This is a genomic window from Aureimonas phyllosphaerae (genome assembly GCF_900113065.1).
Taxonomy (GTDB): domain Bacteria; phylum Pseudomonadota; class Alphaproteobacteria; order Rhizobiales; family Rhizobiaceae; genus Aureimonas; species Aureimonas phyllosphaerae.
This window is the reverse complement of sequence record NZ_FOOA01000006.1, coordinates 19,593-33,528: the sequence shown is the minus strand read 5'-3', so window position 1 is coordinate 33,528 and position 13,936 is coordinate 19,593. Positions and strand designations below refer to the sequence as shown.

Genomic DNA, 13,936 nt, shown 5'->3' with positions numbered 1-13,936 from the left:
GCGCCGTGCGGCGTTTTGCACGGGGAATACGGGGACCGGAATGACCGATTTCTTCGACTGGCTCACCGCGACCGACGCGGGCGTCCTGGCCGACCGGCTGGCGACGCAGTTCCGGCTCAGCCAGGAGGAGATGCGCCGCACGACGGACGCGCTGGTGCCGGCCTTCATGCTCGGCTTCCAGCGCTCGATGCTCGACCCCGACGCCTGGGGCAAGCTCCTGCGGGGCTTTGCGCCCTCGCTCCCCGCAAGCTCCACCTCCGCCCTGCCCTCGCAGGAGGCCGGCGAAGCCTTCGTGCGCACCCTGTTCGGGCCCGAGCTTGCGGGCGCGGTGGCGCGCCAGGCCTCGCTCCTCAGCGGCCAGGCGCCGGACGTGATCGAGAAGATGATGCCGTCCCTCGGGCTCCTGTCGTTCCAGTCGATGCTGCAGACCATGGCGGCGTTCGGTCGGCAGGCGCCGGGATCGTACCCGACCGACCCGGCGGGACAGGCGATGGCGGAAGCCATGCGCCGCTCGGCCAACGCGCTGGAAGCCTTCAGCCGCCCGGCCGACGCGCCGCGCTCGCAGCAGCAGGCGATGACCGACCTCTTTGCCGGGGCGCTCCGCGGCTGGCCCTGGATGAACGCGGCGGCCGCCCAGCCGATGGACCCGATGGCACTGATGACGGCCTGGACCACCGGCTGGATGCGCCCGCCCGCCCCCGCCGCGCCCCCGCCGCCGCGCCAGCCCTCCCCGGCGCCGGAGCGCGCGGCCGCCGCGCCGTCCGGTCCCTTCGCGTTCGCCGGGATGCTGGCCAACGCCCAGTCGCTGCAGGCCGAATACATGCGCGAGATGCTGGGGCTGTTCGACCGGTACGGCGCCGGCCCTCGCGCGCCCGGAAGCTGAACCGGCGGGAGACGCCCGAGCCTGCAAGGCTTCAGCCGCCCCGACGCAAGTTTGCACGCGAACGCTATTGGAAGAGTGGGGCCCTGCCGCCTATAATCCCGTGCATCGTCAATCGAGGGACCCGAGTTCCCTCACGGATACCGGATGCTAGTCGCTAACCTTCTGATCGTCGTCTTTCTGATTCTTCTCAACGGCTTTTTTGCGATGTCGGAACTGGCGGTGGTCTCATCCCGCCGCGCCCGTCTCCAGCAGATGGCACAAAGCGGGAAGCGAGGGGCGGAAGGGGCGATCAAGCTGATCGACGACCCGACGAGCTTCCTGTCCACCGTCCAGATCGGCATCACGCTCGTCGGCATCTTCGCCGGCGCCTATGGTGGCTCGGTGTTCTCCGGCCCGCTTGCCGAGTTCCTGGCACCGCTTCCCGTGATCGGCGCCTATGCGGAAGGCTTCGCCTTCGGCCTCGTGGTCGTCCTCATCACCTATTTCTCGCTGATCCTCGGCGAACTGGTCCCCAAGCGCTTTGCGCTGGCCAATCCGGAAGCGATCGCCTGTTTCGTGTCCTCGCCGATGCGAGCGCTCGCCAAGATCGGCGCGCCGATCGTCTGGTTCCTGCGCGTCTCGACCGAAACGGTCGGCAAGCTCGTCGGCGCCAACGAGAAGAACGAGAACGCCGTGACCGAGGAGGAGGTCAAGGCGATGATCGCGGAAGGCACCGAATCGGGCGTCTTCGAGGAGAAGGAGCGCGAGATGATCGAGGGGGTGCTGCGCATCGCCGATCGCAACGTGCGCTCCATCATGGTGCCGCGCCCCGACGTCGCCTGGATCTCGCTGGCCGATTCGCCGGACGCGATCCTGGACGAGATCCATTCGAGCGGCCACTCGCGCTTCCCCGTCGCCTCCGAGGATGTCGACGACCTGATCGGCGTGGTGCAGGCCAAGGAGCTTCTGGAGCAGTACCGCAAGACCGGCTCGATCGACGTGCGAACGGCCGTGCGCGAGCCGCTCTATGTCAACGAGACCATGCCGGTCCTCAAGCTTCTCGACCGGTTCCGCGCCGTCAACATCCACATGGCGATCGTGCTTGACGAGTACGGCTCGTTCGAAGGCGTAGTGACGCCGACCGACATCCTCGCCGCCATCGCGGGCTCGCTGCCCGAGGGCGCCGAGGAGGACTACGCGGCCGTGCGCCGCGACGACGGCTCGTACCTCATCGACGCCGGCATGCCGATCGACGACGTCGAGCGGACGCTCGGCTCGGCGCAACTGCCGCGCGAGCGCGACTACGAGACGCTGGCCGGCTTCATCCTCGACCAGTTCGGCCACATCCCGGAGGTCGGCGAATCGATCCAGTACGGCGCCTGGCGCTTCGAGGTCGTCGACCTTGACGGGCGGCGTGTCGACAAGATCCTCGCCGTGCAGACCGGCGAGCTCGTGGGCGCGCTACGCGAGGACGCCTGACCGCTCCTACGTAGATTGACGTCGGAACACGAAAAAGGCCGCCGCGATCCCTCGCGGCGGCCTTTTTCGATGGGGTTTGCGGAGTTCAGTCCCGGCGCGGGCTGACGCGGCCGCGCCGACGGGCGGCGGCGAGCGCCAGCTTGAAGGTCGGATCCTCGCGCCAGTCGGCGTGCAGCGCCTCGTGCACGTCGTCCCGCTTCAGCCCGATGTCCTTCAGGAGGTAGTCGGGAAGCTCGGACACGCGATAGGCCGCGCGGCGATTGAGGAGCGTGCGGACGATCGCGCGGAAGGCGGGAAAGGCCAGGGCACCCTTGGTCGGGGCGAGCATGTCCATCACGGACGAGCGGGGCGTCTTCGTGGCGAGCGTCATGGCGGGGTCTCCTTTCGAGGGCCATACGGTGCGTCGGGACAAGGCGGGGCCGTTCCGCCGGACGGAGGGTCCGGCGGCGGAAACGATCGGCGCGGTGTTGACGGGGATGGAAATAGATCGGCTTGACGGATCAGGCCAACGAATGTTCCTTATGAACAGCATCATCAATCCTGATGGGTCGCCGCCATGGCCTCGCCGCTCGATCTCGACCAGCTCCGCACCTTCGTCGCCATCGTCGACACGGGCAGCTTCACCCGCGCGGCGGAGGAGGTCTTCAAGACACAGTCCGCCGTCTCCATGCAGGTGCGCCGGCTGGAGGAGCGGCTCGGTGCCGATCTCTTCGAGCGCAACGGGCGGACCGTGAAGCTCACCGACGACGGGGCGCGGCTCCTGACCTACGCACGGCGGATGCTCTGCCTCAGCCAGGAAACCCTCTCGGCCTTCGACGAGGAGACGATCGAGGGTCACGTGCGCATCGGCCTGCCCGACGACTATGCCGAGCGCTTCCTGCCCGAGATCATGGCCCGCTTCGTGCGATCCAACCCGAGGGTGGAGTTGCAGATCGCCTGCGAGACGACATCGAGCCTCATCGAGCACGTCGAGAAGAACCATCTCGACGTCGCCCTCGTCTGCCCGACGAAGACTCACGCCTGGTCCGAAATCGTGCGCACCGAACCGCTGCACTTCGTTACCTCGGCCGCCCATTCGGTGCACGAGGAGCCCGTGCTGCCGCTCGCGATCGGGCGGGCGGACTGCGGTTGGCGCCAGCAGGGCATCGAGGCGCTGCGACGCGTCGGGCGCGAGCACCGCATCCTCTTCACCTCATGGTCGGCGCAGATCGTCACTTCCGCCGTGCTCGCCGGGCTGGCGGTCAGCGTCCTGCCGGAATGCGCGCTGCGGCCGGGCATGCGCGTCCTCACCGAGGCCGAGGGCTTTCCGCGGCTCGCGGACGCGCAGATCGCCCTCATGCGCGGACGCAACAGCCAGTCCTCGGCGGTCGCAGCGCTCGTCCAGCACATCCGCGAGAGCCTGCAGAACCTGCCGGTGACGCCGCGCGAGACCATCACGACACGCCTGCCGGAAACGCGGATGATCCGCTCGCAGCGCCTTCGTCCGGGCGTGGGGCTCGCCGGATGGTGAAGCGCGCGCGCGCGGCGATCGCGCCGGTCGAGGATGTCGCGGAGACCGAGGCCGGCAGCAACGTCGCCGAATATTCGGTCTCCGAGATTTCCGGCGCCCTGAAGCGCACGGTGGAGGACACGTACGGACACGTGCGGGTGCGCGGCGAGGTGTCGGGCTACCGCGGGCCGCATTCCTCGGGGCACGCCTATTTCGCCTTGAAGGACGACCGCTCGCGGCTCGAGGCCGTGGTCTGGCGCACGACCTTCTCCAAGCTCGCCTTCAAGCCCGAGGAAGGGCTCGAGGTCGTCGTCACCGGCAAGCTGACGACGTTCCCGGGCTCCTCGAAGTATCAGATCGTGGTGGAAGCCATGCAGCCGGCGGGCGCCGGCGCGCTGATGGCGCTCCTCAACGAGCGCCGATTGAAACTGGAGGCCGAGGGGCTGTTTGCGGCGGAGCGGAAGCGCCCGCTGCCCTTCATGCCGCGCGTCATCGGCGTCGTGACCTCGCCGACCGGCGCCGTGATCCGCGACATCCGCCATCGCATCGCCGACCGCTTCCCGCTCCATGTCCTCGTCTGGCCGGTGCGCGTCCAGGGCGAGACCTGCGGCGAGGAGGTCGCGGCCGCGATCGACGGGTTCAACGCGATCGAGCCGGGCGGGCCGGTTCCCCGGCCGGATGTCCTGATCGTCGCGCGCGGCGGAGGCAGCCTCGAGGACCTCTGGGGCTTCAACGACGAGGGCGTGGTGCGCGCCGCTGCCCGTTCCGCCATCCCGCTGATCTCGGCGGTCGGCCACGAGACGGACTGGACGCTGATCGACCATGCGGCCGACCGCCGGGCGCCGACGCCGACCGGAGCCGCCGAGATGGCCGTACCGGTGCGCGCCGATCTCGTGGCGACGCTCGCCGCGATGGACGCGCGCGCATCGGCCGCCGTCTCGCGCACCCTGCAGGCCGAACGCCGCGCCGTTGCCCATCTCGCCCGCGCCCTGCCCTCGCCCGACCTTCTTCTGTCGCTGCCGCGCCGCCGTCTGGACGAGGCGGAGACCGGGCTTGGACGCGCCCTGCGCTTCTACACCGCCGAGCGGCGGCGCATGCTCGGCGACGCGGCGGCCGAACTCTCGCCCACGCGGCTCGAGGCGGCGATCCGCGACCGCCGCGCCGATCTGCGCCACGCCGAGGCCGGTATCTTCCACGCCCTCACCCATGCGCTCACGCGGCGTCGCCATCAGCTGGAACGGCTGGAGGGATCGCTGCGCCCGCATGTCGTCGCCGCGCGCTCCGACCAGGCGCGCCTACGCCTCGCACAGGCCGGCGAGCGCATGGACCGGGCGTTCGGCGATCTCGTCTCGCGCCGCAAGGTGGCGCTTTCGGGCGCGTGGCGCGTCGCCGCCAGCCTCGATCCGCGGCAGGTCCTGGAGCGGGGCTACGCCATCGTGCGCGGCGCCGACAATACGCCGATCACGAGGGCCGAGGACCTGAAGCCGGGCACCGCGTTCGAGGTCGAGTTCGCACACGGCCACCGCCGTGCGGCGGTCGCGACCGAGGTGGAAGGCGAGGCGCCGCGGCTTGCAAAGCCAGGACGCCGCAAGGCGACGACGCTGCCGGCGACGGCGCAGGGCGACCTGTTCTGAGCCCAGCCATGCGGCCGGCGCATGCATGTCGTGCCGTCTATCGATCTTGAATTGAAAACGTGATTCTCATACGCGTGATGGTTGACGGCTGAACGCCCGATCGATCTGATCAGACCCGAAACGATCCCCGCCTGTCCGGAGCTTCCCGTGTCCGTCGAGCCGCCTCCCACAGATCAGCCGAGCGGCCGGGGACCGGGACGGATGCTGACCGGGGAACTGGTGTGGGAGTTCGGGCAGAACACCCTGTCCTTGAGCCCCGACTTCGCCGAGCGTCTGGGTTTCCCCCGCGCGAGCGCGGATACGATCGGGATCACGTGCTTTCGCGATCGCATCGTTCGCGAGGATCTCGACCTCGTCTACGAGCGCATGTCGCGCAGCTTCCTGCGCGCCGAACCGATGGTCAACGTCTACGGGATCCACCTCGCGGACGGCACTATTCGCCGGGTGCGCAGTCTCAGCCAATGGAAGATGAGCGACGCCGGCAAGCCGACGCTCTTCACCGCCTCCATCGCGGAGGTGCAGAGCCGGATTCATACGGCGATCGAGGACGAGTTCATCGAACGGGTGATCGACCTGCGCTTCCTGGCGGAACGGGCGGAGGACGATCGCTACCGGCAAATCGTCGATCGGATGCTGCGCGAGATCTGGATGCAGCGCCGCCCGACCTGAAGCCGGGCGGCGCTGCTGCGATCAGGCGGCCTTCTTCAGGGTCGCCATGTCGATCACGAAGCGGTACTTCACGTCGCTCTTCAGCATCCGCGCGTAGGCCGCCTCGATGTCGTTGATGTCGATCATCTCGATGTCCGAGGTGATGTTGTGTTCGGCGCAGAAGTCGAGCATCTCCTGCGTCTCCGCGATGCCGCCGATCAAGGATCCCGCGAACGAACGGCGCTTCCAGATCACCGAGAAGGCGGCGACCGAGAGCGGCTTCTCCGGCGCGCCGACCTGGCACATCGTGCCGTCGCGCTTCAGGAGGTTGAGGTAGGCGTTGACGTCGTGATCGGCGGCGACGCAATCGAGGATGAAGTCGAAGGAGGTCGCGTGCGCCTCCATCTGCTTCGGATCGGTCGAGACGATCACCTCGTCGGCGCCGAGGCGCCTGGCGTCGTCGGCCTTCTTCGGCGAGGTCGTGAAGAGGACGACATGCGCGCCCATCGCATGGGCGAGCTTCACGCCCATGTGGCCGAGACCGCCAAGGCCCACGATGCCGACCTTCTGGCCCGGCTGGACGTTCCAGCGGCGCAGCGGCGAATAGGTCGTGATCCCCGCGCACAGGAGCGGCGCGACGGCGGCCAGCTCGAGGTTCTCCGGGATCCGCAGCGTGAAGCCTTCGTCCACCACGATGGCGTCGGAATAGCCGCCCATCGTGACCTTGCCAGTCTCCTTCTCGATCCCGTTATAGGTGCCGACGAAGCCGTTGTCGCAATACTGCTCGAGACCGTCGGCGCAGTTCGGGCAGTTCTGGCACGAGCCGACCATGCAACCGACGCCGGCGAGGTCGCCGACCTTGAACTTGGTGACGGCGGAGCCGACCTCCGACACGCGGCCGACGATCTCGTGGCCGGGCAGGCAGGGGTAGATCGTGTTCTGCCACTCGTTGCGGGCCTGGTGCAGGTCGGAATGGCAGACGCCGCAGAACAGGATGTCGATCTTGACGTCCCGCTCGCCGACGTCGCGGCGCTCGAACGTCGTGCGCGACAGCGGCTTGTCGGCGGAGTCCGTGGCAAAGCCTTCGCAGCGGAACATGGGCAATTCTCCGTTGATGGATGCGGGCGCGCAAATAGGTTCGACCGGTCGCACGCAAAGGGTCATATCGCGATTGCGCCGACAGGGGCGTGACAGCCGCGCGGGGCGACAGTTTGCAGCAGGCGCGGCCGGAACCCGTTGGCCGCCCAAACTTTAGACGGGCTCGACGATTCCAATTCGGTCCTGCGGAGCCCATGCCCCCATTATCTTCAGCCGACCGTCCGGCGCTGGTCTTTCTCCACGCCCTCGGCTCGAGCCGCCATGCCATCGACGGCGTCGCCGCGCGTCTTGCTGATCGTTTCGATGTCATCGGCATCGACCTGCCGGGTTTCGGCGAAACCCCTCTGAGCCAAGGCACCAGCGTCGAGGACATGGTTCGTCACGTGGCGGGCGAACTGTCCGGACGCCTGCCCTCCCGCTGGCTGCTCGCCGGCCACTCGATGGGGGGCAAGATCGCCACCGTTCTGGCCGCGCGGACGCTCGCCGGAGACGAGCCTCTGTTCGGCCTCGCCGGCATCGTTCTCCTGGCGGGCTCGCCGCCGAGCCCTGAGCCGATGGACGAGGCGCGGCGTGAGGACATGCTGCGTTGGGTCCGCGACGGGCAGGGGCTCGGCGACGACGCCATCCGCCAGTTCATCGATGCCAATGTCGGCGCGCCGCTGGCGCCCGAGAACGATGCGCGGATGATGCAGGACCTTCGCCGCACGACGGGCGAAGCCTGGGCCGCCTGGCTCGAGCGCGGCAGCCGCGAGGACTGGTCGGAAATGGTCGGCACCCTGCCGCTGCCCGCCCTGATCCTGGCCGGCGGCGCGGACGGCGACCTCGGGCCGGACGGGCAGCGCGAGACCAATGCGCGCGTCTATCCGCAGGCGACGGTGGAGGTTCTGGATGGTGCCGGGCACCTCCTGCCGCTGGAGCGCACGGATGCGGTGGCGGACGCCATCATCCGCTTCTGGAACGAGCGCGCGGGCCTCGGCCCCGCGGTGCCTCCGGAAATGACGCAGCTCATCGCCTCGCCGCGCGTCAGCGCCCGCACTCGCGGCATCCTCGCCCACCGGCTGCTGCCAGCGGGCGCCGCGCCGCGGTTCCTGAGCGACACGCAGCGCCGGACGCTGGGGGCGTTGGCCAGGCGCGTCGTGCCGCAGGACGGCCCGGCGATCGACCTTGCGGCCCTTGTCGAGGGGCAGGTCGCCGAGGGCAAGGGCGACGGCTGGCGCCCCGCCGTTCTGCCGAACGACCGCGAGGCCTACACCCGTGCGCTCGACGCGCTGGAGGGGCTCGACGCCCTGCCGGAAGCTGAACAGGACGCGCGCATCGCTGACGTCGCCGAGGGGCGCTTCGCTCCGCCCGCCGGGGGCTTGAGCGCCGAGCAGATGTCGGCCTGGTTCGAGGACGCGCGGGTCGACCTCGTGCGGCATTGGCTCGCCCATCCCGCCACGATGGCGCGGATCGGCTTCGATGGAATTGCCAACGGCGGCGACGGCGCGCGCAAGCAGGGCTTCGAGCGCCTGGGCGCCGGCGAGCGCGAAGGCTGGGAACCGGTTCTGGAGACGGCCCGATGAAACTCGACAACATGCGCACCCATGGCGTCAACGACACGGTCGACGTCGTGGTCGTCGGCACGGGTGCGGGCGGCGCGCCGCTTCTCGCCATGCTGGCAGCCAAGGGCCTCAGCGTCGTGGCGCTGGAAGCCGGCCGCAACTTCGAGCCCGGCGAGCATACGCCGGACGAGATGGAAGGCTCCGACATCAACTGGATGGAGGAGCGCCTGTCGGGCGGCGACACGCCGACCGCCTTCGGCCCCAACAATTCGGGCATGGGCGTCGGCGGCTCGACGCTGCACTGGGGCGCCTTCACGCCGCGACCGAGCGAAGCCGACCTGACGCTGCGCTCGGGCAGCGGCGAGGGCCTCGACTGGCCGATCGCCCATGCCGAGGTGATCCGCTACATCGAACGGGTCGAGCGCTTCATCGGCGTGTCCGGCCCCGCTGACTACCCGTGGGATCCCGCACGCCGCTATCCCCTCCCGCCGGCCAAGCGCAATGCCTCGGCCGACATGATGGCGCGCGGCTGCGAGGCGCTCGGCATCCGCGCCACCGACGCGCCCGCTGCCCTCGTCTCGCGCGACTGGACCCAGGAGGCAGCGCCCCTTCGGCAGGCCTGCGTCAACTGCGGCTCGTGCCACCAGGGATGCCGCAACGGCTCCAAGGCGAGCATGGACACGACCTACCTGCCGCTCGCGGTCTCGATGGGCGCCGAAATCCGGCCGGAAGCGCGCGTCCACACGATCGAGCGCGACGCCGCAGGCCGTGTCACGGCGGTCGTCTACCGCCGCAACGGGCGCGACGAGCGCCAGCGATGCCGGCATCTGATCCTCGCCGCCGGCGGCGTCGAGACGCCACGCCTTCTCCTCCATACGGGGATCGCCAACGGCAGCGGCCAGGTCGGTCGCAACTTCATGGCGCACGGCGCGACGCAGGTCTGGGGCCGCTTCGACACCGAGATGCGCGGCTGGCGCGGCTATCCGTCCTCGCTCCTGACCGAAGACACGATCCGGCCCGCGGACGCAGACTTTGCCGGCGGCTATCTCATCCAGAGCCTCGGCGTCATGCCGCTGACGATCGCGACGACGATGACGCGCGGCGCCGGCCTCTGGGGCAAGAAGCTCGTCGAGGCGATGGACCAGTACCGCTTCATGGCGGGCGTCGGCATCAACACCGAGTGCCTGCCGTACGACGACAATCGCTTGGAGCTCTCGGACGAGGTCGATGACTTCGGCGTGCCGAAGGCGAAGGTCGCCTTCAGCCTCAAGGACAACGAGCAGCGGATCGACCGGCACGCCGTGCGCACGATGAAGGCCATCGTGGAGGCGGCCGGCGGGCGCGACATCCGCGTCCTGCCGCGCACCGCCCACACGATCGGCACCTGCCGGATGGGCACCGATCCGTCCGCGTCGGTGGTCGATCCGGACGGTCGCAGCCACGAGATCGACAATCTCTGGATCTGCGACAACTCGATCTTCCCGAGCGCGGTGATCGCCAACCCGGCCCTCACCATCATGGCCCTTTCGCTGCGAACCGCCGAGCGGTTCCTCGCACGGGCCTGATCAGGCGGTGGCGTCGATCACGTCAGCGAGCGTCGCCGCCATCTCGTCGATCTGCCCTGCCTCCACGATCAGAGGCGGGGACAGGGCGATGATGTCGCCGGTCACGCGGATCAGGAGACCGCGCGCCAGGCACTCGGTGAAGACGTCGTAGGCGCGCGTGCCCGGCGCGCCGTCGCGGGGCTGAAGTTCGATGCCGGCGACGAGTCCGATCGTGCGCACGTCGACGACATGCGGCGCATCGGCTAGGGCGTGCATCGCCTTGGCCCAGTGAGCAGCGAGGTCCCCCGCTCGGGTCAGGAGGCCCTCGCTCTCGTAGATGTCGAGGGTCGCAAGGCCTGCGGCACAGGCGGCCGGATGCCCGGAATAGGTGTAGCCGTGGAAGAGCTCGATCGCGTTCTCCGGCCCGTGCATCAGAGCGTCGTGGACATGGCGCCCGGCAAACACCGCGCCCATCGGGATGACGCCGTTGGTCAGGCCCTTCGCGGTCGTCACGAGGTCCGGCACGACGCCGAAATGGTCGGTCGCGAAGGGCGAGCCGAGACGGCCGAAGCCGGTGATCACCTCGTCGAAGATCAGAAGGATGCCGTGGCGCGTGGCAATCTCGCGCAGGCGCTGGAGGTAGCCCTCCGGCGGCAGGAGGACGCCGGTCGAGCCGGCCACCGGCTCGACGATCACTGCGGCGATCGTCTCCGTGCCGTGCAGCGCGACGAGGCGCTCCAGATCGTCGGCAAGTTCGGCGCCGTGCTTTGGCAGGCCGTCCTTCGTGAAGGCGTTGCGGGCGATGTCGTGCGTGTGGCGGAGGTGATCGGTGCCCGGCAGGGTCGGAAAGACGCGGCGGTTGTTGACGAGACCGCCGACCGAGATGCCGCCGAAGCCGACGCCGTGGTAGCCGCGCTCGCGCCCGATGAGCCGCGTGCGCGTGCCCTGCCCGATCGCGCGCTGGTAGGCGACCGCGATCTTCAGGGCGGTGTCAACGGACTCCGAGCCGGAGCCGGTGAAGAACACGCGGTCGAGCTTTTGCCCCTCCGGTCCCGGCGCGATGGCCGCGAGGCGCTCGGCGAACTCGAAGGCGATCGGGTGCCCCATCTGGAAGGACGGCGCGTAGTCGAGCGTCATCAGCTGGCGCTCCACCGCGCTCGCGATCTCGCGGCGCCCGTGCCCGGCATTGACGCACCAGAGGCCGGCCGTGCCGTCAAGGACGCATCGCCCGTCCATGTCGGCGTAGTACATGCCGCTCGCGCTCGCGAGGAGCCGCGGCGCCTGCTTGAACTGCCTGTTGGCCGTGAACGGCATCCAGTAGCTGTCGAGGGCGGGCATGTTCGGGCGGGCGTGATGGTTCATGGGATCGGCTCCTGACGATGCCGAAGGGAAACCCGGATCGCTCGCCGCAACAAGTCCTTTTCTGGCGGTCGCCAAGCCCTTGATCGCGTTGACCCGGCCCGCCGGCGTGTTCGATATGTCGAACGGCTGCAACGGGGAGGATGGTCATGGACGCAATCGATATCGGCGGCCGACTGCGCCAACTCCGCCTCGCCCACGGCCTGTCGCAGCGCCAACTCGCCAAGCGCGCCGGGGTGACCAACTCCACTGTCTCGCTGATTGAGGCGAACGCCACGAATCCGTCGGTCGGCGCGCTGAAGCGTATTCTCGATGGGCTGCCGGTGGGTCTGGCGGAGTTCTTCGCCTTCGAGCCGGCGCCGGACGCGCGCGTGTTCTTCCGTGCGGACGAACTCGTCGAGATCGGCAAGGGTCCGATCTCCTACCGGCAGGTCGGCGAGAGCCTGTTCGGCCGGGCGCTGCAGATCCTGAAGGAATGCTACCAGCCGGGCGCCGACACCGGGCAGGTACCGCTCGTGCACGAAGGCGAGGAAGGCGGCATCGTCCTGTCCGGGCGGCTGGAGGTGACGGTCGGCGAGGAGCGCCGGATCCTCGGACCCGGCGACGCCTACTATTTCGAGAGCCGCAGGCCGCACCGCTTCCGCTGCGTCGGCCCCCACCCTTGCGAGGTGGTCAGCGCCTGCACGCCGCCGACCTTCTGACGACGGGCGTTACAGACCGCCCATGTGGAGCGACTTCAGCTCCAGGTACTCGTCGATGCCGTAGGCCGAGCCCTCGCGCCCGAGACCCGACTGCTTCACGCCGCCGAACGGCGCCGATTCCATCGACACGGTGCCCGTGTTGAGGCCGACCATGCCGAACTCCAGCGCCTCGCCGACGCGCCACGCGCGGCTGATGTCGCGCGTGTAGAAGTACGACGCGAGGCCGAACGGCGTGTCGTTGGCGATCCGCACCGCCTCGTCCTCGGCGCCGAAGCGGATGAGCGGGGCGAGCGGTCCGAACGTCTCCTCGTTGGCGATCAGCATCGAGGTGTCGGCGCCGGTGAGAACGGTCGGCGCGACGAAACGGCCCTTCGTCGCGTCGCGGCCGCCGGTCACGAGCTTCGCCCCCTTCGACAGCGCGTCCTCCATGTGGCGGACCACCTTCTCGGCCGCCGCATCGTTGATCAGCGGGCCGACGGTCACGCCGTCGTCGAAGCCGTTGCCGAGCTTCAGCTTGGCGGTCTCGGCGCCCAAGCGTTCGGCGAAGCGGTCGTAGATCCCGTCCTGCACCAGGATGCGGTTGGCGCAGACGCAGGTCTGGCCGGCATTGCGGAACTTCGACATCATCGCCCCGGCCACCGCCTGGTCGAGGTCGGCATCGTCGAACACGATGAAAGGCGCGTTGCCGCCAAGTTCGAGCGAGAGCCGCTTCAGCGTCTTGGCGGACTGCTCCATCAGCAGGCGGCCGACCGGGGTCGAACCGGTGAAGGAGAGCTTGCGCACCGTCTGGTTGCCGGTCATCTCGCCGCCAATCGGCGCGGCCTTGCCGGTGACGACGCTGAAGACACCCTTCGGGATGCCGGCGCGCTCGGCAAGGACAGCGAGAGCCAGAGCGCAGAAGGGCGTGAGGTCGGCGGGCTTGAGCACGATCGGGCAGCCGGCGGCAAAGGCCGGAGCGGCCTTGCGGGTGATCATCGCGATCGGAAAGTTCCACGGGGTGATGGCGACGCACACGCCCACCGGCTCGCGCAGGACGAGGATGCGCCGGTCGCCCGTCGGGCCGGTGAAGGCGTCGCCGTAGATCCGCCGCGCCTCTTCGGCGAACCATTTGGCGAAGCTCGCGCCATAGGCCACCTCGCCCCTGGCCTCGGCGAGCGGCTTGCCCTGCTCGGCCGTCATGATCGCGGCGAGGTCGTCGGCGTTTTCCAGAATGAGATCGTTCCAGCGCTCCAGGATCGCGGCGCGCTTGGCCGGCGGCGTGCGGCGCCATTCCGGAAACGCCTTCTCGGCCGCTTCGATCGCGGCTCGCGTCTCGGCCGCGCCGCAGTCCGGCATGGTGGCGATCACCTCGCCGGTCGCCGGGTCGATGACGTCGATCGTTCCGGCCGTGTCGATCCATTCGCCGGCCACGAGAGCCTGCGTGCGCAGGAGGGACGGGTCTTTCAGGCGGCTCTGGAGCTGCATGCCGGCTTTCCTTCCAAGTCTGTTCACAACGGAATGTGGGACGCGGGCGCCGATGTTGCCCTTTCGCCGGCGCATCGCAAGCGCGAAAGCGGCTGCTTCGGTCGCCGATCGACGGGA

The 13,936-nt window shown here is 69.3% G+C and carries 12 protein-coding genes; 8 read left to right on the top strand and 4 right to left on the bottom strand.

What is annotated here, in order from left to right; translation table 11 throughout:
• Window positions 1-40: 40 nt before the first annotated feature.
• Entirely contained in the window at window positions 41-883 is an 843-nt protein-coding gene (locus tag BM175_RS09570) for a hypothetical protein (protein ID WP_090962433.1), read from the top strand.
• A gap of 144 nt (window positions 884-1,027) precedes the next feature.
• Window positions 1,028-2,341 carry a hemolysin family protein gene (locus BM175_RS09565; protein ID WP_090962431.1) on the top strand — a complete coding sequence of 438 codons (1,314 nt, stop codon included), beginning with the start codon at window positions 1,028-1,030 and terminating at the stop codon, window positions 2,339-2,341.
• Window positions 2,342-2,426: 85 nt separating this feature from the next.
• Here BM175_RS09565 and BM175_RS09560 read toward each other — a convergent pair whose 3' ends face one another.
• Window positions 2,427-2,711, bottom strand: coding sequence for a DUF1127 domain-containing protein (locus BM175_RS09560; RefSeq protein ID WP_090962429.1), 285 nt, complete (start codon window positions 2,709-2,711; stop codon window positions 2,427-2,429).
• Between the two features lie 186 nt (window positions 2,712-2,897).
• Here BM175_RS09560 and BM175_RS09555 point away from each other — a divergent pair, with 186 nt between their 5' ends.
• The 3 genes from BM175_RS09555 to BM175_RS09545 all read left to right on the top strand — a co-directional run bounded on the left by BM175_RS09555 (window position 2,898) and on the right by BM175_RS09545 (window position 6,133).
• Window positions 2,898-3,851, top strand: a complete 954-nt coding sequence (locus tag BM175_RS09555; RefSeq protein WP_090962427.1) for a LysR family transcriptional regulator — start codon at window positions 2,898-2,900, stop codon at window positions 3,849-3,851.
• Window positions 3,845-5,464, top strand: coding sequence for an exodeoxyribonuclease VII large subunit (xseA, locus tag BM175_RS09550; RefSeq protein WP_090962425.1), 1,620 nt, complete (start codon window positions 3,845-3,847; stop codon window positions 5,462-5,464). Before BM175_RS09555 ends, xseA begins: the two co-directional genes overlap by 7 nt.
• 201 nt (window positions 5,465-5,665) lie before the next feature.
• Window positions 5,666-6,133: a hypothetical protein gene (locus tag BM175_RS09545; protein ID WP_090962423.1), complete on the top strand. Its 468-nt coding sequence runs from the start codon at window positions 5,666-5,668 to the stop codon at window positions 6,131-6,133.
• A 21-nt stretch (window positions 6,134-6,154) separates the two neighbouring features.
• Here the strand turns inward: BM175_RS09545 and BM175_RS09540 are convergent, their stop codons facing one another.
• The gene (locus tag BM175_RS09540; RefSeq protein WP_090962421.1) at window positions 6,155-7,210 is read right to left on the bottom strand and encodes an NAD(P)-dependent alcohol dehydrogenase; all 1,056 of its coding nucleotides are present in this window, start codon (window positions 7,208-7,210) and stop codon (window positions 6,155-6,157) included.
• A 194-nt stretch (window positions 7,211-7,404) separates the two neighbouring features.
• Here BM175_RS09540 and BM175_RS09535 point away from each other — a divergent pair, with 194 nt between their 5' ends.
• Together BM175_RS09535 and BM175_RS09530 are read left to right on the top strand one after the other, a co-directional pair.
• Entirely contained in the window at window positions 7,405-8,772 is a 1,368-nt protein-coding gene (locus BM175_RS09535) for an alpha/beta hydrolase (RefSeq protein WP_090962419.1), read from the top strand.
• Window positions 8,769-10,316 carry a GMC family oxidoreductase gene (locus BM175_RS09530; protein ID WP_090962417.1) on the top strand — a complete coding sequence of 516 codons (1,548 nt, stop codon included), beginning with the start codon at window positions 8,769-8,771 and terminating at the stop codon, window positions 10,314-10,316. Before BM175_RS09535 ends, BM175_RS09530 begins: the two co-directional genes overlap by 4 nt.
• Here BM175_RS09530 and aptA read toward each other — a convergent pair whose 3' ends face one another.
• Complete coding sequence (gene aptA / locus BM175_RS09525; protein WP_090962415.1) at window positions 10,317-11,657, bottom strand: omega-aminotransferase AptA; 1,341 nt, start codon at window positions 11,655-11,657, stop codon at window positions 10,317-10,319.
• Between the two features lie 146 nt (window positions 11,658-11,803).
• On the opposite strand from aptA, the gene BM175_RS09520 reads away from it, so the two are divergent.
• Entirely contained in the window at window positions 11,804-12,355 is a 552-nt protein-coding gene (locus tag BM175_RS09520; protein ID WP_090962414.1) for a cupin domain-containing protein, read from the top strand.
• Between the two features lie 9 nt (window positions 12,356-12,364).
• Here BM175_RS09520 and BM175_RS09515 read toward each other — a convergent pair whose 3' ends face one another.
• The gene (locus BM175_RS09515) at window positions 12,365-13,819 is read right to left on the bottom strand and encodes an NAD-dependent succinate-semialdehyde dehydrogenase (RefSeq protein WP_090962412.1); all 1,455 of its coding nucleotides are present in this window, start codon (window positions 13,817-13,819) and stop codon (window positions 12,365-12,367) included.
• Window positions 13,820-13,936 lie beyond the last annotated feature (117 nt).